This window comes from Kitasatospora sp. NPDC088783, assembly GCF_044750705.1.
In the GTDB taxonomy this organism is placed as follows: Bacteria; Actinomycetota; Actinomycetes; order Streptomycetales; family Streptomycetaceae; genus Kitasatospora; species Kitasatospora fiedleri.
Map to the genome: position 1 here is coordinate 45,532 of NZ_JBIVKJ010000021.1, position 21,749 is coordinate 67,280.

20 protein-coding genes are annotated in these 21,749 nt (G+C 75.6%); 12 read left to right on the forward strand and 8 right to left on the reverse strand.

Features of this window, described 5'->3' with window-relative positions; all coding sequences use genetic code 11:
- The first annotated feature begins 19 nt into the window (after positions 1–19).
- The 5 genes from ACIP60_RS34380 (at position 20) to ACIP60_RS34400 (ending at position 5,619) form a co-directional block, all read left to right on the forward strand.
- On the forward strand, positions 20–1,393 hold the full coding sequence (locus ACIP60_RS34380) for an ABC transporter substrate-binding protein (protein ID WP_400692386.1): 1,374 nt from the start codon (positions 20–22) through the stop codon (positions 1,391–1,393).
- Position 1,394: 1 nt separating this feature from the next.
- Entirely contained in the window at positions 1,395–2,351 is a 957-nt protein-coding gene (locus ACIP60_RS34385) for a carbohydrate ABC transporter permease (RefSeq protein ID WP_400692388.1), read from the forward strand.
- Positions 2,352–2,355: 4 nt separating this feature from the next.
- Complete coding sequence (locus ACIP60_RS34390; protein ID WP_400692390.1) at positions 2,356–3,249, forward strand: carbohydrate ABC transporter permease; 894 nt, start codon at positions 2,356–2,358, stop codon at positions 3,247–3,249.
- A gap of 8 nt (positions 3,250–3,257) precedes the next feature.
- Positions 3,258–4,538: a 6-phospho-beta-glucosidase gene (locus tag ACIP60_RS34395; RefSeq protein ID WP_400692515.1), complete on the forward strand. Its 1,281-nt coding sequence runs from the start codon at positions 3,258–3,260 to the stop codon at positions 4,536–4,538.
- 61 nt (positions 4,539–4,599) lie between these two features.
- The gene (locus ACIP60_RS34400; protein WP_400692393.1) at positions 4,600–5,619 is read left to right on the forward strand and encodes an N-acetylglucosamine kinase; all 1,020 of its coding nucleotides are present in this window, start codon (positions 4,600–4,602) and stop codon (positions 5,617–5,619) included.
- A 174-nt stretch (positions 5,620–5,793) separates the two neighbouring features.
- Here ACIP60_RS34400 and ACIP60_RS34405 read toward each other — a convergent pair whose 3' ends face one another.
- From ACIP60_RS34405 to ACIP60_RS34430, 6 genes are all read right to left on the reverse strand, one after another.
- On the reverse strand, positions 5,794–8,439 hold the full coding sequence (locus tag ACIP60_RS34405; protein WP_400692396.1) for a hypothetical protein: 2,646 nt from the start codon (positions 8,437–8,439) through the stop codon (positions 5,794–5,796).
- A 92-nt stretch (positions 8,440–8,531) separates the two neighbouring features.
- The gene (locus ACIP60_RS34410; protein WP_400692399.1) at positions 8,532–9,608 is read right to left on the reverse strand and encodes a UDP-N-acetylmuramate dehydrogenase; all 1,077 of its coding nucleotides are present in this window, start codon (positions 9,606–9,608) and stop codon (positions 8,532–8,534) included.
- A complete protein-coding gene (locus tag ACIP60_RS34415; protein ID WP_400692402.1) occupies positions 9,605–10,699 on the reverse strand; it encodes a serine hydrolase domain-containing protein in 1,095 nt (364 codons plus the stop codon). Before ACIP60_RS34415 ends, ACIP60_RS34410 begins: the two co-directional genes overlap by 4 nt.
- A complete protein-coding gene (locus ACIP60_RS34420) occupies positions 10,696–11,988 on the reverse strand; it encodes a UDP-N-acetylglucosamine 1-carboxyvinyltransferase (protein WP_400692405.1) in 1,293 nt (430 codons plus the stop codon). Before ACIP60_RS34420 ends, ACIP60_RS34415 begins: the two co-directional genes overlap by 4 nt.
- Before the next feature lie 2 nt (positions 11,989–11,990).
- Positions 11,991–12,731 (reverse strand): hypothetical protein, encoded by a 741-nt coding sequence (locus ACIP60_RS34425; protein ID WP_400692408.1) that lies wholly within the window; start codon positions 12,729–12,731, stop codon positions 11,991–11,993.
- 276 nt (positions 12,732–13,007) lie between these two features.
- Complete coding sequence (locus ACIP60_RS34430; protein WP_400692411.1) at positions 13,008–14,324, reverse strand: helix-turn-helix domain-containing protein; 1,317 nt, start codon at positions 14,322–14,324, stop codon at positions 13,008–13,010.
- Positions 14,325–14,532: 208 nt separating this feature from the next.
- Here ACIP60_RS34430 and ACIP60_RS34435 point away from each other — a divergent pair, with 208 nt between their 5' ends.
- The 3 genes from ACIP60_RS34435 (at position 14,533) to ACIP60_RS34445 (ending at position 15,663) form a co-directional block, all read left to right on the forward strand.
- Positions 14,533–14,859: a MerR family transcriptional regulator gene (locus ACIP60_RS34435; RefSeq protein WP_400692413.1), complete on the forward strand. Its 327-nt coding sequence runs from the start codon at positions 14,533–14,535 to the stop codon at positions 14,857–14,859.
- A gap of 139 nt (positions 14,860–14,998) precedes the next feature.
- Positions 14,999–15,175: a hypothetical protein gene (locus ACIP60_RS34440; RefSeq protein ID WP_400692416.1), complete on the forward strand. Its 177-nt coding sequence runs from the start codon at positions 14,999–15,001 to the stop codon at positions 15,173–15,175.
- A gap of 5 nt (positions 15,176–15,180) precedes the next feature.
- The gene (locus ACIP60_RS34445) at positions 15,181–15,663 is read left to right on the forward strand and encodes a PP2C family protein-serine/threonine phosphatase (protein ID WP_400692419.1); all 483 of its coding nucleotides are present in this window, start codon (positions 15,181–15,183) and stop codon (positions 15,661–15,663) included.
- Here ACIP60_RS34445 and ACIP60_RS34450 read toward each other — a convergent pair.
- Positions 15,635–16,468 (reverse strand): alpha/beta fold hydrolase, encoded by an 834-nt coding sequence (locus ACIP60_RS34450; RefSeq protein WP_400692422.1) that lies wholly within the window; start codon positions 16,466–16,468, stop codon positions 15,635–15,637. The two genes, ACIP60_RS34445 and ACIP60_RS34450, sit on opposite strands and share 29 nt — an antisense overlap.
- A gap of 106 nt (positions 16,469–16,574) precedes the next feature.
- Between ACIP60_RS34450 and ACIP60_RS34455 the strand changes: the two genes are divergently transcribed.
- Both ACIP60_RS34455 and ACIP60_RS34460 read left to right on the forward strand, forming a co-directional pair.
- On the forward strand, positions 16,575–17,018 hold the full coding sequence (locus ACIP60_RS34455) for a MarR family winged helix-turn-helix transcriptional regulator (RefSeq protein ID WP_400692425.1): 444 nt from the start codon (positions 16,575–16,577) through the stop codon (positions 17,016–17,018).
- A 233-nt stretch (positions 17,019–17,251) separates the two neighbouring features.
- Positions 17,252–17,833 carry a hypothetical protein gene (locus ACIP60_RS34460; RefSeq protein ID WP_400692428.1) on the forward strand — a complete coding sequence of 194 codons (582 nt, stop codon included), beginning with the start codon at positions 17,252–17,254 and terminating at the stop codon, positions 17,831–17,833.
- 120 nt (positions 17,834–17,953) lie between these two features.
- Here ACIP60_RS34460 and ACIP60_RS34465 read toward each other — a convergent pair whose 3' ends face one another.
- Positions 17,954–18,526: a nucleosidase gene (locus ACIP60_RS34465; protein WP_400692431.1), complete on the reverse strand. Its 573-nt coding sequence runs from the start codon at positions 18,524–18,526 to the stop codon at positions 17,954–17,956.
- Between the two features lie 508 nt (positions 18,527–19,034).
- Here ACIP60_RS34465 and ACIP60_RS34470 point away from each other — a divergent pair.
- Together ACIP60_RS34470 and ACIP60_RS34475 are read left to right on the forward strand one after the other, a co-directional pair.
- Positions 19,035–20,450: a hypothetical protein gene (locus tag ACIP60_RS34470; protein WP_400692434.1), complete on the forward strand. Its 1,416-nt coding sequence runs from the start codon at positions 19,035–19,037 to the stop codon at positions 20,448–20,450.
- A 15-nt stretch (positions 20,451–20,465) separates the two neighbouring features.
- Entirely contained in the window at positions 20,466–21,446 is a 981-nt protein-coding gene (locus ACIP60_RS34475; RefSeq protein WP_400692436.1) for a glutamate ABC transporter substrate-binding protein, read from the forward strand.
- Positions 21,447–21,749: the final 303 nt, after the last annotated feature.

Below are 21,749 nucleotides of genomic sequence, written 5' to 3' on the forward strand. Positions count from 1 at the left end.
CCCCCAGGAGCGCCCTTCCGTGGACACGACCCGCAGATCCCCGCTCGCCCGCCGCCCGCTGGCCCGCCGCCCGCTGGCGGCACTCACCGCGGCGGTCTGCACGACGCTGCTGGCCGCCGCCTGCACCGGCACCAACTCCGGTGGCGGGCAGGACGGTTCGGCGTCCGGCCAGGACGTGACGATCACCTTCTGGCACGGCTGGAGCCAGGACAACGAGGTGAAGGCGATCAACGACAACGTCGCCGCCTTCGAGAAGCTGCACCCCAACATCCACGTCAAGGTGGTCGGGAACATCGCCGACGACAAGGCCCAGCAGGCGCTGCGGGCCGGCGGCCCGGACGCCCCGGACGTGGTGTCCTCGTTCTCCACCGACAACGTGGGCCGGTTCTGCGCCTCGCACGTCTGGGCCGACCTCGGGCCGATGCTGCGGAAGGACGGCGTCGACCCGGCGAAGACCTTCCCGGCGGCGATGCTGGAGTACAGCCGCTACCAGGGCGACCAGTGCGCGCTGCCGCTGCTCGGCGACGCCTACGGCCTGTACTACAACAAGACCGCGTTCGCGGCGGCGGGCATCACCGCGCCGCCGAAGACCTTCGGCGAGTTCGCCGAGGACGCCGCCAAGCTGACCGTCCCGGACGGCGACTCGTTCAAGCAACTGGGCTTCATGCCGAACTACCACGGCTACGAGACGGCGATCGCGCACTACCTCGGCCAGTACGGCAGCACGTACTTCGGACCGGACGGCAGGTCGAACGTGGCCACCGACCCGACCGTGACCGCGGCGCTCACCTGGCAGAAGCAACTCGTCGACAGGCTCGGCGGGTTCGACAAGCTGGAGAAGTACCGGACCGGGTTCGGCGACGAGTTCAGCGCCAAGAACCCGTTCACCACCGGGCAGGTCGCGATGAGCCTGGACGGCGAGTGGCGCACCGCCTCGCTGGCCGAGGACAAGCCGGACTTCGAGTGGGCCACCGCGCCGTTCCCGGTGCCGGACGACCAGGCGGCGGCCTACGGGCGCGGCTACCAGACCGGCACCATCGTCGGCATCGCCAACGGCTCGAAGAAGCAGACCGCGGCCTGGACCTTCGTCAAGTACCTGACCACCGACACCGACGCGGTGGTGTCCTTCGCCAACGCGATCCACAACGTGCCCAGCACCCTCGCCGCGCTGGACTCGCCGAAGCTGGACGCGGACCCGAACTTCCGCACCTTCGTCGACATCGCCAAGAACCCGAACTCCTCCACCACCCCGGCGAGCATCAACGGCGGCGCGTACCAGGTGTCGCTGCAGAACCTCAGCTACGCGGTGGAGTCCGGGCAGCAGACCGACCTCGGGGCGGGCCTGACGGCCACCGCCAAGGAGATCGACGACGCCGTCACCCAGGCGAAGTGACATGGCGACCGTGAGCTCCGCCCTCCCGCCGGCGCTGCGCCGCAAGCGCCGGCGGGAGCGGGCCAGGACACTGGCCTTCCTCTCCCCGTGGCTGGTCGGGTTCGGGTTCTTCTTCCTGTACCCGCTGGTGTCGACGGTCTACTTCTCGTTCACCAGCTACGACGGGTTCCTCCCGCCGACCTTCGCCGGGCTGCGGAACTGGGACTACGTCTTCGACAAGTACCCCTTCTTCTGGAAGGGCCTGGGCAACACCCTCTGGCTGGTCGCGGTGATGGTCTCGCTGCGGGTCGTGTTCGGGCTCGGCGTCGGGCTGCTGATCACCAAGGTGAAGTCCGGCGCCGGGTTCTTCCGCACCGCCTTCTACCTGCCGTACCTGGCCCCGCCGGTGGCCGCGACGATGGCGTTCGCGTTCCTGCTGAACCCGGGCACCGGGCCGGTCAACCACCTGCTGGGCGAGCTCGGCCTGCCGCAGCCCGGCTGGTTCACCGACCCGTCCTGGTCCAAGCCCGCCCTGACGCTGCTGGCGATCTGGGGCGTCGGCGACCTGATGGTGATCTTCATGGCGGCGCTGCTGGACGTGCCGACCGAGCAGTACGAGGCCGCCGAACTGGACGGCGCCGGGAGCCTCCAGCGCTTCCGGTACGTGACGCTGCCGAACATCTCGCCGATCGTGGTGTTCGCGGTGGTCACCGGCGTGATCCAGACCATGCAGTACTACACCCAGGCGATCGTCGCCGGGAAGGTCGCCTCCGGCGTGATCGGCGGCTCCGGCCAGCAGTTCGAGCCCGGCTACCCGGCCGGCTCCACCTGGACGCTGCCGCAGATGGTCTACAACCTCGGCTTCCAGCGCTTCGACTACGGCTCCTCCTGCGTCGTCGCACTCATCCTGTTCGCCCTCTCGATGGCGTTCACCGGCGTCCTGCTGCGCCGCAAGTCCGGTTTCCTGGCGGAGGACTGACCCCATGGCACTCGCTTCCACCCTCCCCCGCCGGCGCCCGCTGCCGGCCCCCGCCGCCGCCCGGGCCGCCCGCCGCCGCGCCGCCCTGCACTGGGTCGCGGTGCACTCCACCGCGATCGCCGCCGCGCTGTTCTTCCTGCTGCCGTTCGTGTTCGTCTTCCTCACCTCGGTGATGACCGACCACCAGGCGCTCACCTCCGACCTGTGGCCGCAGCACTGGCAGTGGTCGAACTACCGCAAGGTCTGGGACACCCCCGGCTTCCTCACCTGGTGGCGCAACACCCTGCTGTACGCGGGCGTCGGCACCGTGCTGACCGTGCTCTCCAGCCTGCCGGTGGCGTACGCGCTGGCCCGGTTCCGGTTCCGGGGCCGCAACCTGGCGCTGATGGCGGTGGTCGCGATGATGATGCTGCCGCCGCAGGTCACGGTGATCCCGATGTACCTGTTCTGGGCCAAGCAGCTGCACCTGACCGGCACGCTGTGGCCGCTGATCGTCCCGATGGCGTTCGGCGACGCCTTCACCGTCTTCCTGCTGCGCCAGTTCCTGCTGACCATCCCCAAGGAGTACGTCGAGGCCGCCCGGATCGACGGCTGCGGCGAACTGCGCACCCTGCTGCGGGTGGTGCTGCCGATGGCCAGGCCGGCGATCGCCGCCGTCGCGCTGTTCCAGTTCTTCTCCTGCTGGAACGACTACTTCGGCCCGCAGGTCTACGCCTCCGAGAACCCGGGCGCCTGGACCCTCAGCTACGGCCTGGAGTCCTTCAAGGGCGCCCACCACACCAACTGGAACCTCACCATGGCGGCGACGCTGCTGGTGATGGCACCGGTGATCGTTCTGTTCTTCTTCGCGCAACGCGCCTTCGTCGAAGGCGTCACACTGACAGGGGTCAAGGGCTGATGTCCGCACTGAAGTTGGCAATCGTCGGCGGCGGTTCCACCTACACGCCGGAACTGATCGACGGGTTCGCGCGGCTGCGCGACACCCTGCCGATCCGCGAGCTGGTGCTGATCGACCCGGCGGCCGACCGGCTGGAGCTGATCGCCGGCCTGGCCCGCCGGATCTTCGCCAGGCAGGGCCACGGCGCCACCGTCACCACCGCCACCGACGTCACCGCGGGCGTCCGGGACGCCGACGCGGTGCTGCTCCAGCTGCGGGTCGGCGGGCAGGCGGCCCGCGACAAGGACGAGACCTGGCCGCTGGAGTGCGGCTGCGTCGGGCAGGAGACCACCGGCGCGGGCGGCCTCGCCAAGGCGCTGCGCACCGTCCCGGTGGTGCTGGACATCGCCGAGCAGGTCCGCCGCACCAACCCGGACGCCTGGATCGTCGACTTCACCAACCCGGTCGGCATCGTCACCCGCGCCCTGCAGACCGCCGGGCACAAGGCCGTCGGCCTGTGCAACGTGGCGATCGGCTTCCAGCGCAAGTTCGCCGCCCACCTGGGCGTCGACCCGGAGCTGGTGCGCCTGGACCACGTCGGCCTGAACCACCTGACCTGGGAGCGCAGCGTCACCCTGCTCGACGCCCCCGGTGCCGCCACCGGCCGCGAGGTGCTGCCGCAACTGCTCGCCGAGCACGGCCCGGAGATCGCCGCCGACCTGCACCTGCCGCTGCCGGTGGTCCGCCGGCTCGGCGTCGTCCCCTCCTACTACCTGCGGTACTTCTACCAGCACGACGTGGTGGTCGAGGAGCTGAAGGTCAAGGGCTCCCGGGCCGCCGAGGTCGCCGCGATCGAGAAGCAGCTGCTGGAGATGTACGCCGACCCGGCCCTGGACACCAAGCCCGAGCTGCTCGGCAAGCGCGGCGGCGCGTTCTACTCCGAGGCCGCGGTGCAGCTGATCGCCTCGCTGCTGGGCACCGACGGCCGCACCACCGTCCAGGTGGTCAACACCCGCAACGACGGCGTGCTGCCGTTCCTGCCCGACGACGCGGTGATCGAGGTCCCGGCCGAGGTCGACGCCGCCGGGGTCCGCCCGCTGCCCCAGCGCCCGGTCGAACCGCTCTACGCGGGCCTGATCGCCAACGTCACCGCGTACGAGCACCTGGCGCTGGACGCCGCGCTGCACGGCGGCCGGGACCGGGTCTTCGACGCGCTGCTCGCCCACCCGCTGGTCGGGCAGATCGAACTCGCCGACCAGCTCACCGACCGGCTGCTGGCCCACAACCGCGACCACCTGAGCTGGGCGTGACCGGCACCATGGCGGAGTACCACCGCACCACCACCGAGCACCACCACGGGGGGACCGGCCGATGAGCCACTCCGCACACCTGCCCGGCGTCCTCGCCATCGACGCCGGCAACAGCAAGACCGACCTGGCCCTGGTCGGCGCCGACGGCACGGTGCTGGCCACCGCCCGCGGCGGCGGCTTCCAGCCGCAGCACACCGGCCCGGAGGCGGCCGTCGCCGCGCTCGCCCCGCTGGTCGACGACCTGGCCCGGCAGGCCGGCGTCGAACCGCGCCCCGACGGGCGGCCGCTGACCGACCACGTCAGCGCCTGCCTGGCCAACGCGGACCTGCCGATCGAGGAGCAGCAGCTGCACGAGGCGATATCCGGCCACGGCTGGGGCGCCTCCGCGCACGTCGCCAACGACACCTTCGGCCTGCTGCGGGCCGGCACCGACGGGCCGCTGGGCGTCGCGGTGGTCTGCGGCGCGGGCATCAACTGCGTCGGCCTGCGGCCCGACGGGCGCACCGCCCGCTGGCCCGCGCTCGGCCAGCTCACCGGCGACTGGGGCGGCGGCGGCGGGCTCGCCGCCGAGGCGATGTGGCACGCGGCCCGGGCCGAGGACGGCCGCGGCCCGGCCACCCTGCTCTCCCCCATGATCGGCGCGCACTTCGGACTGGCCGGGGCCAACGCCTTCGCCGAGGCCATGCACCTGGGCCGGATCGACCGGGCCCGGCTGCACGAGGTCGCCCGGGTGCTGTTCGCGGCCGGCACCGCGGGCGACCCGGTCGCGCTCGACCTGATCGACCGCCAGGCCGACGAGGTGGCCCGGCTCGCGGTGATCGCGCTGACCAGGCTGGACCTGCTCGACCGGCCGGTGCCGGTGGTGCTCGGCGGCGGGGTGCTGGCCTCCCGGCAGCCGCTGCTGCTCGACAACCTGACCGCCCGGCTGGCCGCGGACGCCCCGCTCGCCGAACCGCGCGTGGTGGTCGCCCCACCGGTGCTCGGCGCGGCCCTGCTGGGCCTGGACCACCTGGGCGCCGACCCCGCCGCGCACCGCCGGCTGCGGGACGGGTACCCGACCGCCCACCCGATAGCGGCCTGACCGGCCGGACCGGCCTGACCGGCCGGACCGGCCGGACCGGCCGGACCGGCCGGCGGCGGCCCGGGCGCCGCCCCCGCGACCGCCGCCGGCGGGAACGGTCGAGGCACCGCACATGCCCCGACCGCTCCCGCCGGCGGTTCCGTCCTCCCGCAGGGCGCGGATCGGCTCCGCGGGTCAGCTCCGGCGGGTGCGCTCCCGTCGGACGTGCCCCCGTCGGGCGGCCAGCAGCACCGCGCCGCCGATCAGCAGCAGCACCGCGACCACGCCCGCGGCGGCGGCCGGCGCACCGGTGCCGGGCAGCTCGGGGCCGTGGTGGTCGTCGTGGTCGTCGTGGTGCGGGGGCTTCGGTGCCGGGCTGGGGCTGGGGCTCGGACTGGGGCTGGGGCTGGGGCTGGGGGCGTCGACGGTGACGGTGGCGCTCGCCGTGTTGTCGGACGGGTCGGTGTCGGTCTGGTCGAGGCCGGTCAGCGTCGCGGTGTTGGTGTGGGTGCCGGGCGCGGTGGCGCGGGCGGTGAGGGTGAGCCGGGCCTGCGCGCCGACGGCCAGGTCGCCGATCGTCCAGCGGCCGGTGGCCGCCGCGTACCCGCCGGTGTCGGGCTCGGCGCGGACCGGTTCCAGGCCGGGCGGGAGCAGGTCGGTGAGGACCAGGCCGGTGGCGGGCGCGGGGCCGTCGTTGGCGGCGGTGACGGTGAACACCACCTGCCCGCCGAGCCCGGGGCGCGGGTGGTCGACGCTCTTGCCGACCACGATGTCGGTGTCGGTGAGCGGCCGGACGGTGGCGCTCGCGGTGTTGTTCGCCGTCACCGGGTCGTCCTGGTCGGCGGCCGTGACGGTGGCGGTGTCGGTGGCGGGCGCGGCGGCGTCCAACCGGACCGACAGGGTGAGCCGCACGGAGCCGCCGACGGGCAGCGCGGGCACCGTCCAGCGTCCGGTGGCCGGGTCGTAGGCGGTGCCGGGGGCGGCGGTCGGGGTGAGCAGCGTGGTGCCGGCGGGGACGGGGTTGTCGACGACGGCGTTGGTCGCGTCGGCCGGGCCGTCGTTGCGCAGGGTGACGGTGAAGGTGGTGGTGGAGCCGACCGGCAGCACCTGCGGGTCGGCGTCCACGGTGACGGCGAGGTCGGCGACCGCGACCACCGGGATGACCGCGGTGGACGGGGCGGCCTCGACGGACTGCCCGATCGGGGAGACCGCGGTGGCGGTGGCGGTGTTGCTGAACGAGCCGGCCGCCAGGTCCTGTTCGGTGACGGTGTGGCTGCCGGTGCAGACCACCGAGTCGCCGGGCTCCACCACCGAGGCCGGGCAGGCCAGGTCGGTGATCCCCGGGTCCTGGACCACCAGGGTGGAGAGGGTGGAGCCACCGGTGTCGGTGGCGGTGAAGGTGTAGTCGACCACCTGGCCCACGGTGTGCGGGCCGGGGGTGACGGCCCGCTTGTCGAGGGTCAGCGCCGAGACCAGCGGCACGGTGACGGTGACCGGCCCGGCGGCGACCGGGTCGCCGATGGCCGGGGTCGCGGCGGCGGTCGCGGTGTTGACGACCCGTCCGGCGGCGACGTCCTGTTCGGTGACGGTGTGGCTGCCGGTGCACACCACGGTCGAACCGGGCGCGGGCGCGGGCGGCAGGGTGGTGGCCGGGCAGCTCACCGGGGCCAGCCGGTCGTCGCTGACGGTCAGCGAACCCACCTCCACCGCACCGGCGTTGGTGACCACGTACTGGTACGGGATCACCGTCCCGGCGGTGATCACCGCGGGCAGCGGCGGGCCGGTCCGGTCGACCTGCTTGACCAGGTCGAGCGCGCCCAGCGGCAGGATCGAGGAGGCCGTGACGTTGCGGATCAGGTGGACGTCGGTGGAGCCGCCGGTGGAGGCGCTGAACCCGAACTTGTAGGTGGACGGCAGTCCGGCCGGGGCCGGCCGGTCCAGCACCCGGTGCCAGCCGGTGCCGTCCTGGAAGTCGATCTGGACGATCACCCGGGGGTCGGGCGCGGGCGTGATCTGCACGTTGACGGTGCGCTTGGCGACCGCCGGGTCGGTGGTGCCGAACGGCGCGCCCAGGCTGCCGGGCAGCGTGGTCGCGGCCCGCGGCGGGGCACCGGCCGGTGCCTCGGTGGTGGACGCCAGGTAGCAGTAGCCGGAGATGCCGGCGCCCGGGCCGCGCAGGGTGACCGCGTTCGGCGCGACCGGGCCGTCCTGCTTCACCGGCGACTGCTGGCCGGTCGGGCAGTCCGCGCCGCGGTTCTCGCCGTCGTTGTAGAAGTTGCCGTACATGTCCAGGCCCACGCCCAGGTAGCCGCCGACCACGCCGGGGCTGAGGTTGCGCTGCGCGTAGCCGAGGCTGCCGCCGTCCGCGCCCTTGGAGTCCAGCGGGGTCGCGCCGTCCACCAGGTAGAACCCGATGCCGTCGCCGGGCTGCGCGTTGCCGCCGTACTGGTACTGCTCGAAGGTCACCGACAGGCCCGCCGAGGCGGGCACCGGGCGGCGGTACAGCATCGAGCCGCCGACGAACCCGGCCGCGTCGTTGAGCTGGAGGTAGCCGGGCGTCACCCCGGGCACCGGCGCGGCCGGGGTGCCGCCGGCCGGGCAGGACGGGACGGGCGCGGTGCCCGGCGCGGGCGTGCTCCCGGGGGGCGCGCCGGTCAGGCAGGTGTCGCCCAGCGGCTCCCAGGACGGGTCGGCGATCGAGGCGCCCGCGAAGGTCTCGTCGACGATCACCGTCCCGCCGGTCGGCGGGTCCGCCGCCGCCCGCGGCCCGGCCACCAACGGCCCCGCCGCCAGCAGCAGCGCCAGCATCCCCCGCGCCACCCCGCGCACCCGTCCCGCCATCCGCTCTCCCACCGCACCTCGCGCCCCGTCCGCCCCGGTCGGGGCCGCACGAGCCTAGGCACCCGGCCCGCCCCCGCCCGCCCAGTGCGCCATCAGTGGGCGCGCCGAGCCGCGCCGGGCCGGGGACTCCCGTCCGGGGAGGCGCCGCCGACCGCGACGGGTTCGGGGTGCAGCACGACTCCGATGGCCGCCTCGACCCGGGCCGCGAGGGCGGCCAGGACGCGGGTGAACCCGCTCGCGGTGGCGCCGTCGTGGGCGGTGAGGGTGAGGGCCCGGTGCGGCGAGCAGCGGATTCCGTCGGCGATCCGGTGGCCGGGGCGGCAACCGACGAGTTCGAGCAGCCAGCCCGCGCTCGCCCGCAGCCGCCCGTCGCCGTCGGGGTGGACGGGGCAGCCGGCCGCCGACCAGCGGGCGGCCGCGACGGCGGTGACGGGCGGGTTGAGGAAGACCGAGCCGACCTGGCGGGCGTCGTGGCCGTGCGGGTCGAGCAGCAGGCCGCGGCGGCGGCGGTCGGCCAGGACGGCGCGGGTGACCTCGGCGACGGGCGGACGGTCGCCGGGACGGGCCCCGAGTTCCTCGGCGAGCGGACGGTGGGCGACGGGGGCGGCGGGGCCGCGGGTGAGGCGGACGGTGACGGTGAGGACGGTCCAGCGGCCGGGGTCGTCCTTGAAGCGGCTGTGCCGGTGGCGCAGGCGGCAGGCCCGGGCGGGCAGGGTCCGCAGCAGGCCGGTGTCCCAGTCCCAGGCGGTCAGGTGGTCGAGGACGTCGGAGAGCTGCTGCCCGTAGGCCCCGGTGTTCTGGACGGGGGCGGCGCCGACGGTGCCCGGCACCCCGGCCAGGCACTCGATCCCGGCCAGCCGCTCGGCGGCGGCCCAGGCGGTGAGATCGGCGAGCGGGTGCCCGGCCTGCACCGTCGCCAGGACGGTGCCGTCGTCCTGCTCCTCCGCGGTGATGCCCCGGGTGTCGAGCGCCGCGACGGTGCCGGCGTGCCCGGCGTCGGCGGCGACGACGTTGCTGCCGTGGCCGAGCACGAGCGGGCGGCGCTCTCCCCGGTGGTGGACGGTGCGGACCAGTTCCGGCCAGTGGCCGGGGTCGCGGAGCCGCAGCGGCTCCGCGATCGGGCCGCCGAGTCGCAGGGTGGTCAGGTCGGCGAGCGTGCTGCCGGTCACGGGGCGGCCTCCCGGGGGTCGGCGTCGACCGCGGCCAGGGCGAGGGCGCGCAGCGGGGCGAGGCGGGTGCGGTTGTCCCGGTGGTGGTAGACGGCGTTGGTGCACAGGGCCAGGTAGCGGCCGGTCGCCGGGGAGAGGTAGAGGCTGGTGCCGGTGAAGCCGTGGTGGTGGGCGGTCCGGCCGTCCCCGGTGACGGTCCAGGCCAGGCCGCGGTGCAGCCCGCCCCCGATCGCGGCGGCCGGGCGCAGGCTCACGGCCAGCCAGCGGCCGAGCGTCCCGCCGTCGGCGTGGGAGCGCAGCAGGGCGGTGGCGAAGGCGGCGAGGTCGGCGGGGGTGCTGAAGACACCGGCGTGTCCGGCGACCCCGCCGAGCAGGGCGGCGTTGTCGTCGTGCGGGATGCCCCACAGGCGGGGGGCGCCGGGCAGGCGGCGCTCGGTCGGGGCGAGGCGGGCGGAACGGGTGAGCGGGCCGTAGGCGGTGGCGGCCAGGCCGAGGGCGTTCCACCGGCTCGCGGCGAGGTCGTCCAGGCGGCGGCCGAGGACGTGCGCGAGGGCCAGGCCGAGCAGGACGAATCCCCGGTTGATGTAGCGGTGCTCGGTTCCGGGCTCGGCGATCAGCGGTTCGGCGCAGAGCAGTTCGGCGAGCGGCTCGGTGCGGCCCCGGTACTGGTCGAGGCGGGTGTCGGCGCGCAGTCCGGAGGTGTGGGTGAGGATCTGCCGGGGCGTCACCCGCCCGCCCGGGGCGTCCGCGCCGATTCCCGGCAGCAGGTCGCGGACGGGGGTGTCCAGGGTGAGGGGCGGCCGGAGCGAACTGCCGGTCACCGTCCAGGTGGCCAGGACCTTCGTCAGCGAGGCGACGTCGTACACGGTGTCCGGTCCGGGCGGGGCGTCCCCGCACTCGGGGGCGACGACGCCCGCGGTCAGGTAGCCGGGCGCGGTGTCGGCGGTCCCGTGGGCGATGACGCCGCCGGGGACGGTGCCGTCGGCGGTGAGCAGGTCGAGCTGTTCGTGCAGGGCGGCGAGCACGGCCGGCTCGAACGGTGTCGGGGCGGTCCGGGTCGGGGCGGTCCCGCTGGGGTCGAGTGGGATCACGGGCACTCCTGATCGGTCGTCAATTCGGCTCCGAGGAGGGAGAGTTTGGTCAGCAGTTCGCCGTACCCGCGCCGCAGGTGGTACAGGCCCCGGACCGTGGAGGTGCCGTCGGCGGCCAGGGCGGCGAGCACCAGGGCGGTCGCCGCCCGGATGTCGTCCCCGGTCACGTCGGCGGCCCTGAGCGGGGTGCGGCCGCGGACGGTGATCACCGGACCGTCGGCCCCGACACCGGCGCCCAGGGCGGCCAGCGGGGCGAGGTGGCTGTCGCGCCGGGGGTAGACCCGCTCCTCGATCCGCGAGGTGCCGTCGGCCTGGGTGAGGTAGGCGGTCAACTGGGGCTGCACGTCGGTCGGGTAGCCGGGGTGGGGGCCGGTGGCCAGCCGGACGGGGCGCGGCCCGGCCGGTGCGGTGACGACCGTCCCGCCGTCGAGGGGGTCGAGGCGGAGACCGGCGTCGGCGAACGCCGCCAGCAGCCCGTCGGGGAACGCGGCGGCGGGGAAGCGGGCGAGGTGGACGGTGCCGCCGGTGATCGCGGCGGCCAGCGCGAGCGTCGCGGCCTCCAGCCGGTCCGGCGGGACGGTGAACTCCCCGCCCGCGATCCGGTCCGCGCCGGTGACGTGCAGGGCGGCGCGGCCCTGCCACTCGATGCCGACCCCGGAGCGGGCCAACAGTGCGGCGGTGTGGGTGACTTCGGGTTCCACGCTGGGGTTGAGGACGGTGGAGGTGCCCCGGGTGCGGGCGGCCAGCAGCGCCGCGGTGACCGTGGCGCCCAGGCTCGGCCCCCAGCCGCCCGTCCCCGCGTCGGTGACGAACGGCCGGCGGTGGCCCGAGGTCCGCGCCCGCACCAGGCCGCCGTCCAGTTCGACCTCGGCCCCGGCCGCCGCCATCGCCGCGAGGTGCCGGTCGATCCGGCGGACGCAGAAGGCGTCGCCGCCGGGGACGGGGAAGGTGACCCGTCCGGCCCGGGCCAGGAGCGCGCCGGCCAGGACCGCGGTGGTCCGGATGCGCCGCCCGAGGCGGTCGGGGACGACCGGCAGGTAGACGTCGGCGGGGCGGGTGGTGAACGCGTCGCCGCTGACGGTGGTGCGGGTTCCGGTGCGGTTCAGGATCTCGGCCACCACTCCGGTGTCCAGGATCGCGGGCGCACCGTGCAGGGTGAGCGGTTCGTCGGCGAGGAGCGCGGCGGCGTACAGGTGCAGGGCGGTGTTCTTGCTGCCCTGCACGGGCACGGTGCCGGCGAGACGGCGGCCGCCGGTGATGTGCACGGCGCTCGCGTCGGTGGTGGGCACGGTCACCTTCCCTGGCTGCCGACGGGGAAGAAGCCCCCGATCTGGGTCCGGGGGTGGAGCAGGGTGTGTGCGCCGATCAGGGTGGCGGGCTGGAGCACGGTGCCGGCGGGAACGATCACGCCGTCGCCGATCACCGCGCCGAACTTGGTCTGGCCGGTGTGCACCCGGTGCCCGTCGAGACGGGCGCACACCTCCTCGGTGGCCGGTTCGGTGACCGGGCCGGAGGTGGTGCGCAGGCCCGTGGTGGAGACGAACGCGCCGATGTTGACGCCGGTGCCGAGCACGGAGTCGCCGACGAAGCCGGCGTGCTTCATGAAGACGCCGCCGACCAGCAGCGAGCGGGTGACCTCGGCGCCGAACCCGATCCGGCAGCCGGGGCCGACCACGGTGTTGTCGCGCACCCGGGCCCCGGCCCCGACCACCGCGCCGGGACAGACCAGTACGGGTCCGGTGACGTGGGCGCCCGCGGCGACGACGGCCCCGGCGGCCACGATCACCCGGCCCCGGACGGTCGCGCCGGGCTCGACCGTCCCGGCGGTCTCCGGCAGCGGGACGCCCAGCCGTCCGGCCAGCAGCTCGGCGACGGCCGGCTTGATGTCGAACACCGTGGGGCAGCGGCGCAGCAGGTCCCGCACGACCGGGTCGGTGACCCGTGCGGTGTCGATGTAGTAGGCGGGGGCGATGCGGTGGTCGATGCGGTCCGGGGCGGTGGCGGTCGTGGGCGCGTCGGTGAGCCGGGACACGGCCGGTCTCCTCTCGGGCGAACGAGTGGAAGGTGAGGCGTTCCCCAGTGAACCCCCGGGCCGGCGGCCGGTTCCGCAGCCCGGCTACGGGCCGTGGTCCGGCTGCGGGCCGGTCCGGCTGCGGGCCGGTCCGGCTGCGGGCCGGTCTGCTGCGGGCCGTAGCCGGGCTACGGATCGGCCTGGTCGGCGCCACTGCTCCGGCGGGGGGCCGGTCGGCCGTGACCCGTGGTCCGGCTGCGGGTCGGCCGGCTGCCAGCCGGGGCTCCGGCCGCGGGTTCAGGCGGTCGGCACGCCCGCGCGGGCGGCGAAGTCGCGGATGCCGGGGAGGGTGCGGTCGTGCCGGAGCAGGCCGGTGGCGAGGGCGCGGACCGCGCTGCGGCGGACCTCCTGCGGGGCGGCCTGCTCGGCGGCCAGCAGGGCCCGGTAGCAGCGTTCGGGCTTGCCCCACTGGTCGAACGCGCGGGCCACGTCGACGAAGAAGCGGGCCTGCCGCTCGGCGGTCGGCAGGGCGGCCGGGTCGATCGTGGCGGCCAGGTCGATCGCCTTGCCCGCGTCGCCCAACTCGTAGTGCACGGACAGCTCGTGGAGGGCGACGCCCCGGACGCCGTCCACCTGGCCGGAGGCCCGGCCGGCCGCCGCCGCGCTGTCGGCGGCCTCCCGGATCAGGGCGTGCGCGTAGGAGCGGTCGCCGGACTTCGCGGCGGTGTAGGCCGCGGTGGCGTACAGGTCGCCGCGGGCGGCCAGCCGGGCGCGTTCGGGTGCCGTGCGGTCCGCGCGCAGGTCCTCGGCCGCGACCACCGCGATGTCCGTCGCGCGGGCCAGGCCGCCCTGCCGGCGCCAGGCGCTGGAGACCATCCGCTGGGCCTCGGCGACGACCAGCGGGTCGCCGCCCAGCCGGGCGGCGGTCAGCGCGCGGTCGGCGGTGACGGCGACCAGGTTGTCCGTGCCGACCTTGATGCACAGCCGCACCGCGAGGTTGTAGAGCCGGGCGACGTTCCGGGCCCGCTCCTCGGACCTGCCGACCAGTTCGGCGGCGGCGATCCGGCCGGGCAGCGCGCGGGCCAGGTCCTCGTACCGCGCCGCCCTGAACTCCTGGCGCGAGGTCAGCAGGTCGACCGCGACGGTCTCCCGGGTCGGCTCGCGGCGGGGCGCCGGGACCCGCCCCGCCCCGTACAGGAGGAGGTCCTCCAGCCCGTTCAGCGGCGTCCGCTGCTCGGCGTGCGCGGCCTGCGGGCCGATGGCGGGGGCGAAGAGGGCGGCAGCCGCCAGGGTCAGGAACGGGCGGCGTCGCACATCGTCCTCCTCGGCAGCGGAAGTGCTCGTCAGCGTAACGGAGGCGCTCTTCCGGGTACGTGATCGCGGCCGACCGGCGGCGGGCTGCGGCAGCGCGATCAGCTCGGACAGCTCGGCGCCCAGCGCCCCGGCCAGCCGCTGGAGCAGCGTCAGGTCCTTGACCTGCTGCATGTCCCGTTCGACCTGGGACATCCAGTCCTCGCTGCGGCCGAGTTCGGCCGCGAGCCGGATCTGCGTCCAGCCCAGGCCGGCCCGGCGCTGCGCGATGAACCTGCCGAACGTGACCCCGCTGCCCCGCACGTCGCCTCCCGGAGCGTGTCCCCCCTCGTCGAGAACCGCCAACGTACCGGCGGACGGGCACCCGACCCGCCGGAACCCGCGGGGTTTCCCGGGGACTCTTTGCGGAAAGGGCGCGGCCTCCCGTGGCCGGCCCGGGGTTGGCCTTCACTTTCGGGGAAGGGCCGGCATCGGTGGGGCCGGCCGGACGGGCCGGTGCGAGGAGGGCGGGATGGAGCTGCTGACCGTCGGGGCGCGCGCCCGGGCGGCCCGGCTGTCGCCGAAGGCGCTGCGGCTGTACGACGAGCCGGGGTTGCTGCGGCCGGTCGAGGTCGATCCGGTGAGGGGCTACCGGCGGTACACGCCGGGGCAGTTGGAGCGGGCCCGGCTGGTGCTGTGGTTGCGCCGGCTGGTGCTGGAGCCGGCGCCCGCCCGGGCGGCCGAGGAGGTTGCCCGGTACTGGGAGCGGGTGCGGGCGGAGACCGAGGCCCGCCGGGAGCTCGCCGCACTCCTCGTCGACCATCTTTCGGGAGAGCGGGACGACATGACGGGGAGATGACGGAGAGGGACAGGGTGAACGGGGCGGGTGCGCTGCGGATCCGGTACGTGGCCCGTTCGGACGCGGGGCTGGTCCGGGAGCGCAACGAGGACGCCGCGTACCCGGGGCCGGGCTGGTCGCGGTCGCGGTCGCGGACGGGATGGGCCCGGAGGGCGGGGGCGGCCTGGCGAGCACGGCCGCGATCGTCGCACTGCGCGAACTGGAGCTGCTCACGAGGGAGTTGATGAACGCGCTGGAGGACGCGCTGGCCGGGGTCGACGGGAAGGCGGGGGCGGCGGCCCGGCCGCCCGGCCGCTCGGCGCGGGGACGATGCTGACGGCGGTGCTGCGGTCGGGCGCGCGGCTGGCACTGGTGCACATCGGCGACAGCCGGGCCTACCTGTTGCGCGGCGGCGAGCTGTACCTGGCCACCCACGACCACACCCCGGTGCAGTCACTGGTGGACGACGGTCGGCTCACCCTGGCGGAGGCCGCCTCGCGCCCGCAACACACCCTGCTGGTAAGGACGTTGACCGGCTCCGGGGACAACCGGCCGGACGTGTCGCTGCACACCGCCCGGGTCGGCGACCGCTACCTGCTCTGCTCGGACGGCCTGTCCCGGACCGTTCCCGAGGAGGCCCTGCACACCGCCCTGAGCGCGATCGCCGCACCCGAGCAGGCCGTGCAGCAGCTGATCGCGCTGGCCGACCGAGCGGGCGGGCGGGACGACATCGCCTGCGCGATCGCCGACGTGGTGGCGGAGCCGGCGGGCTGGGGCGGCGAGTTGGGACTGCGGGTCAACTCGCTTGCGGGAGGAGCTGCTTGAGGCGGGCGGCCCAGGCCCGGGGGTGGCTGGTGTTGCCGTTGTGGCCGCCGGGCAGCAGCTCGACCGGGGTGTCGAGCAGGGCGCCGAGGGCCCGGGCGCAGCGGCGGTCGAAGACGGCGGGCGGGGTGGTGCGGCCGGCGGCGGGCACGATCCGGGTGGCGGTGGCCCGGACGGCGGCGAGGTCGAGGACGTCCTCGACCACGGCGGTGAAGTCGTGCCGGACGAGCCGGTCGAAGCCGGCCGCCCGCCGGGCGTCGACCGGCTGCGGGGTGAGGCCGGGCTCGGCGTCGGCGGCGGTCGGGTCGATGCCGAGCACCCGGGCGATCTCGGGGAGGGTCGCGGTGAGGCCGCCGCGCCGGTACAGCTCCTGGAGTGCGAGGAGTTCGCGCCGGTGGCGGGCGGCCTCGGCGGGGGCCAGCAGGCCGGGCGCGACGGGTTCGTGGGCGATCAGGGTGCGCAGCAGTCCGGGCCACCGGGCGGCGAGGTGCAGGCCGATCACGGCACCGAAGCTGCAGCCGAGCATCAGCGCGGGCCCGTCGGCGACCGCCTCCAGCAGCCGCCGGACGTCGTCGGCGTGCTCGGCCAGGCTCGCACCGCGCTCGGGGTGGTCGAGGCGGCTGCGGGACAGGCCGCGGCGGTCGTAGGTGAGCACGGTGTAGGTGTCGGCCAGGTGCGGGACGAGGTCGACGGTGCGGTCGGCGTCGCCCTCGCCGCTCTGGGCGATCAGCAGCAGCGGGCCGGCGCCCTCGGTGCGGTGGTGCAGGACGGCGCCGGGTACGGCGAGCGTGCCGGTGACGACGGACATCGGGCCCCCCTCCGCGGCGGTCGGTCCGCCGCTCCTCCGCTCACCGTAATCCATCGAACTAGATGCATCAAGATGGATACATCTAGTTCGATGTACCATCGGGCCCGTGGATGGAGTCGAACTGTTCCTACTGGGCCGCACCCTGATGAAGATCGGCGAGGACGCCCTGCCCGAGCCCCCCGGCGGCAACGGCCGCCACCCCGGCAGCACCCGCAACACCCTGGTCGCGGCCAGCGACGTCGCCGCCCACCCCGGCACCACCGTCGGCGAGATCGCCGCCCGCACCGGGCTGCCGCAGAGCCAGATCTCCACCGCGGTGGCCCGCCTCAAGGAGGCGGGCGCGGTCCGCACCGACCCGGACCCGGCCGACCGGCGGCGCACCCTGGTCCGCCCCGCCGAACGCCCCTCCGCCCGGGTCGCCGCCGTCCGCGCCACCGGCGTCGAGGAGGCGCTCGCCGCCGCGCTCGGCCCGGACGCCGGACCCGAGCGGCTCGCCGAGGTCACCGCGGCGCTGACCGTCCTGGCCCGGCACCTGTCGGTGCGCGGCTGACCGGGGCCCGCGCGCACCGGGCCCGCGCACCGGGCCCGGGAATGGGGCCCGGGAACGGGGCCTCCGCAGCGGCTTCCGCGCAGGTGACGGTACGTCACCGCGCCGACGAGTTCCCTGGTCCGGTATCGGTTGAGTGAACATCCGGCCGCGGTGCCGGGGATGCCCGTTCTGTCCGTTGAACCCGCCCGGTGGGGTTGTTAGTGTCGCGCGCTCACAGCGCGTCCGACGGGGGCGTGCGCCTGGAGCACCGGGAGCAGCGCCAGATGGCGATCCGCAAGTCCACGATGCAGGAGCAGGTCGCCGCGGCGATCGCCGCGATCGAGCCCAACGACCGTCCGGTGACGACCTTCCACACGGTCACCGGCCCGAGCCCGTGGCTGACCCAGCAGTTCGGTCTGATCGGCCAGCTGTTCGTGAAGTACTACTTCGTGACGCTGACCCAGCGGGTCGTCGTCATCCACCGCGCCTCCCGGGTCAGCAACCGTCCGCTGGAGCTGCTGCACGTCATCCCGCTCGACCAGGCCCGCGCCTCGATCAGCGACGTGCGCCGGAACGCGCTCTGGAGCTCGCTGCGCTTCCTGATCCCGGGCGAGCCGCAGCCGACCCGCCTGAACATCCACCGCTACTGGCGGACCGAGATGGACGCCTTCACCGGCGGCCTGCTCGGCGGCGGCCCCGGCGTCCCCGGCCAGTACCCGCCGGCCCAGGCCCCCGGCCAGTACCAGCCGGTCCCCGGCCAGGCCCCGTACCCGCAGGCTCCGGCCCAGGCCCCGGGCCAGTACCCGGCGCCGGGTGCCAACCCGTACCAGAGCTGATCCGCGCCGGTGAGCCGGTAACCGCTCGCGCCGCCGGGGCGCCCGTCCGACCGTCGAACGGTCCGGACGGGCGCCCCGGCGTTTTCGCGGGTCCGCCGGGCGAACGGGGGTGTCGGGGCGTCAGCCGAGGTGGGCGCGGGCCCAGTCGGCGAGCAGGCGGGCGCAGTCGTCGACGGACTCCTGCCAGCTGCGGACCGCGCCGTCCCCGGCCTCGTCGCTGACGTGCTTGATCAGCCGGACGGGGAGCTGGGCGCGGCGGGCGACGGTGGCGACCGCGTAGCCCTCCATGTCGACCAGGTCGGCGCTGCGGGCCAGCAGGTCGCGGTCGGCGTCGGCGGAGACGAAGCGGTCGCCGGTGGCGAGCACCGGGCCGGCCGGGGCGAGGTCGATCGGGCCGTCCATCCGGTGGCCGGTGAGCTGTTCCAGCAGCGGGGTGTCGAGGTCGTGCTGGAGCACCCGGCCGATCTCGTGCGTCCCGGCCAGGCCGGGCCGCAGGGCGCCCGCGGTGCCCAGGTTGACGACGGCGGCGGGCCGCTCACCGCCGCCCAGCAGGCCGGCCAGCGCGGCCGCCGCGTTGAGCTTGCCCATGCCGGTGAGCAGCACCGGCAGGCCGCCGTCGAAGTGCGCGGCCTCCTCGGGCAGGGCGACGACGAGCAGCGGGCGGTCGGGGGTGACGGTTCCGGTCAGGCGCATGACGCCCAGCTTACGAGGGCGCCGGGACGGTCGGACCGGGGCTACGGGCGCGGGCAGCCCGGCCGGGACGGGACGGGACGAGGCCAAGGTGGACAAACTAGGGCCAGGGTGACCGAGACAGCGGAACAGCAGGACAACAGGGTCGGAAGAGACCGGGGCCGGGACGGCGGGACGGGGACGGCCAGGCCGGGGGTGGTGGGACCCCGGCCGGGGGAGCTGTGGATCAGGCGAAGTCGGGGAACGGGAACGGTCAGGCCCGGACGCCGGGATCGGAACGGCGAGGCCGGGACGGTCGGGACGGTCGGGACGGCCGGGACGGGGCTACGGGGCCGGAGCGACCGGATCGGGGCGAGGACGGCCCGGCCCGGGCGGCAGGATCGGGCGAGGTCGGGGCCGGTGGGGCACAGATCGGTCACCGCCCGGCGAACTCCAGACCAACTCCGGCCCGGGGGCCGCCGGGCGTGGTGATACTGCCCGGAGACGGGGCCGGTGGAGCCGAGGGGGAACGGTGGCCGCACAGACACAGGGGGGCGTCCTCGCGCCGCCGCCCGGCCGGCCGCCGGGAGCGGTGCCGGGCCGGGGGCCGGGCGGGGGGCCGGGGCGGTCGTTCGGGTCGCTGTCCGGGTCGCTGTCCGGGTCGTTGGCGCGGCTGCGGCTGGCCGCCCGGACTCCGCCGGGGCGCCTGCGCACGGCGGGGGCGGTGCTGGTGGCGCTGGCGCTGCTGTTCGGGGTCACGGCGGCCTGGCAGTCCGCCGACCGGGCGGCCGCGGCGCGGCAGTTGGCGTCCCGCAGTGAGCCGCTCAGTCAGGACGCGGCGGAGCTGTACCGTTCGCTGGCCGACGCCGACGCCACCGCCGCCGCGGGCTTCCTGATGGCCGCGGCCGAGCCGCCCGAGGTGCGCAAGCGCTACCAGGACGACCTGGCGACCGCGTCCCGGCTGATCCCGCAGGCCGCCGCGCGCAGCGGCACCTCGTCCGACGCGCAGCGCCGGCTGGCCGAGCTGGGCCAGCAGCTACCGCGCTACGCGGGCCTGGTGGAGACCGCCCGGGCGATCAACCGGGAGGGCCTGCCGCTCGGCGGCGCGTACCTGCGCTACGCCTCCGACTACCTGCAGAAGACCGTGCTGCCGAACGCGCAGCAGCTGGCCGACACCGAGGCCGCCGCGCTGGACGGCGACTACGACGCGGCCGCCGCCGTGCCCTGGGCGGCGCTGGTGCTGGGGGTGCTGCTGCTGGGCGCGCTGGGCCGCTACCAGGTGGTGCTGTTCCGGCGCACCAACCGGGTGTTCAACCCCGGGCTGTTGGCCGCCTCGGCGGCGGTGCTGGTCGCGCTGGTGTGGACGGTCGGCGGCACCGCGGCGGCCGGCAGCGGCCTGCACGAGGCCCGCACCCAGGGCATCGACCCGCTGCGCCGGTTGAACCAGGTCCGGGTGGTGGCGTTGCAGGCGCACACCGCAGAGAACCTCAACCTGGTCTCGCGCGGCGCCACCGAGGCGTACAACGACCGCTGGGAGGAACTGACGCGGACCCTGGCCGGCCCGGCCGACAGCGCCGGTTCGGCGGTCGGGCTGCTCGTCGCGCCGCCGGACCGGGCCCGGCGGCAACTGACCGACGCCCAGCACCGGTTCGACGAGTGGCAGCAGCGGCACGCGGCCGCCGCCGAGCTGGACGCGGGCGGCGACTACGAGGGGACGCTGCGCACGACCCTGGCCCCGGGCCGGGACGACACCGCGGAGGCCGCGTTCAACGCCACCGAGCAGCAGTGGGAGCAGGCCGGACGGGCCGAGCAGGCCGCGTTCGACTCCGCCGCGGGCGGCGTCGACGGGGGGCTGGCCGTCCAGGCGGTGGCGGCGGCGCTGCTGGCCGCGCTGGCGGCCGGCGGCACGGTGCGCGGCATCGGGCGCCGACTGGCCGAGTACCGGTAACGGGGGGAGCGAAGGATGCGCAGGGCGAGGACCGGAACACCGGTCGCGGTCGCGGCACTGGTGGCGGGCCTGCTGGGCGCCGGCGGTCCGGCCGCCGGGGCGGGCGGCGGCGCGGGCGGGGGCACACCGGCCCGGGCGGCGGACGTCGCGGTGAAGGTCGCCGCTGACGTCGCGGGTGCCGCTGGCATCGCGGGCGTCGCGGGCGTCGCGGCGGACGACTGCGACACCGGGGCGTCGCTGCCGCCCGGGCAGCGGGTCGGGGCGAAGATCCAGGAGATCCGCAAGCGCGGCCGGCTGGTGGTCGGCGTCGACCAGAACGCCTACAACTGGGGCTACCGCGACTCGCAGACCGGCAAGATCGAGGGCTTCGACATCGACCTGGCCCGCGCCGTCGCCAAGTCGGTGCTCGGCGACCCGGACAAGGTGGTGCTGAAGACCATCTCCACCGCCGACCGGATCAACGTGCTCAAGGACCACCAGGTCGACCTGATCGCCCGGGCGATGACCGTCACCTGCGAGCGGAAGAAGCAGATCGCCTTCTCCGCCCCGTACTTCAAGGTCTCCCAGCGGGTGGTGGCGCCGAAGGCCGCGCACGCCACCAGCGTGGCGCAGGCGCTCGGCGGCAAGCGGGTGTGCGCGGCGCTGAACTCCTCCTCGCACACCGAGCTGAAGGCGGACCCGCACGGCGCCGCCTCGGTCGTCACGCCCGACAACCAGTTGGACTGCCTGGTGCTGATGGAACTCGGCGAGGCGGACGCCACCCTGTCGGACAGTTCGCTGGCGGCGGCGATGGTCGCCCAGGACCAGACCATGGAGCTGGCCGGGGAGTCCTTCCTGCCCACGTACATGGGCGTGGGCATGAACCAGGACGACACCGACCTGATCTCCTGGGTCAACCAGGTGCTGGTCGAGTGGCGCGGCGGCGGCTGGCAGGCCAGTTACGACACCTGGCTGCGGCCCAGCATGGGGGTGCCCGACCCGTACCGGCCGTGGTGACCACCGAGGCGCGGGCCGGTGCTCGGGCCGGTGCTCGGACCGGTGCTCGGACCGGTGCTCCGGTCAGGACGCGGGCCGGTGCTCGGACGGCCCGGACGGTCCGGGTGACGGCGGTGGCGGTGGCGGTGACCGCGGCGGTGGCGGCGGGACGGAACCGGACCGGTTCCCCTTCCCGGACCGGGAATCCGGGGGACCGGCGTCCGTGCGGTGCCGGGCGTCGGGGAGACTGGCGGCCCACGGGCCGTCGCTCCGACCGCCCCAGGACCGACGCCCCGTCACCACGACCGTGGCCGAGAGGAGGAA

What these genes read in the sequence shown, in the direction of transcription:
- ACIP60_RS34440 (WP_400692416.1), top strand. Translation starts at nt 14,999, where the DNA reads ATGGGCCCGGAGGGCGGGGGCGGCCTGGCGAGCACGGCCGCGATCGTC.
- ACIP60_RS34385 (WP_400692388.1), top strand. Translation starts at nt 1,395, where the DNA reads ATGGCGACCGTGAGCTCCGCCCTCCCGCCGGCGCTGCGCCGCAAGCGC.
- ACIP60_RS34475 (WP_400692436.1), top strand. Translation starts at nt 20,466, where the DNA reads ATGCGCAGGGCGAGGACCGGAACACCGGTCGCGGTCGCGGCACTGGTG.
- ACIP60_RS34405 (WP_400692396.1), bottom strand. Translation starts at nt 8,439, where the DNA reads ATGGCGGGACGGGTGCGCGGGGTGGCGCGGGGGATGCTGGCGCTGCTG.
- ACIP60_RS34435 (WP_400692413.1), top strand. Translation starts at nt 14,533, where the DNA reads ATGGAGCTGCTGACCGTCGGGGCGCGCGCCCGGGCGGCCCGGCTGTCG.
- ACIP60_RS34400 (WP_400692393.1), top strand. Translation starts at nt 4,600, where the DNA reads ATGAGCCACTCCGCACACCTGCCCGGCGTCCTCGCCATCGACGCCGGC.
- ACIP60_RS34390 (WP_400692390.1), top strand. Translation starts at nt 2,356, where the DNA reads ATGGCACTCGCTTCCACCCTCCCCCGCCGGCGCCCGCTGCCGGCCCCC.
- ACIP60_RS34450 (WP_400692422.1), bottom strand. Translation starts at nt 16,468, where the DNA reads ATGTCCGTCGTCACCGGCACGCTCGCCGTACCCGGCGCCGTCCTGCAC.
- ACIP60_RS34465 (WP_400692431.1), bottom strand. Translation starts at nt 18,526, where the DNA reads ATGCGCCTGACCGGAACCGTCACCCCCGACCGCCCGCTGCTCGTCGTC.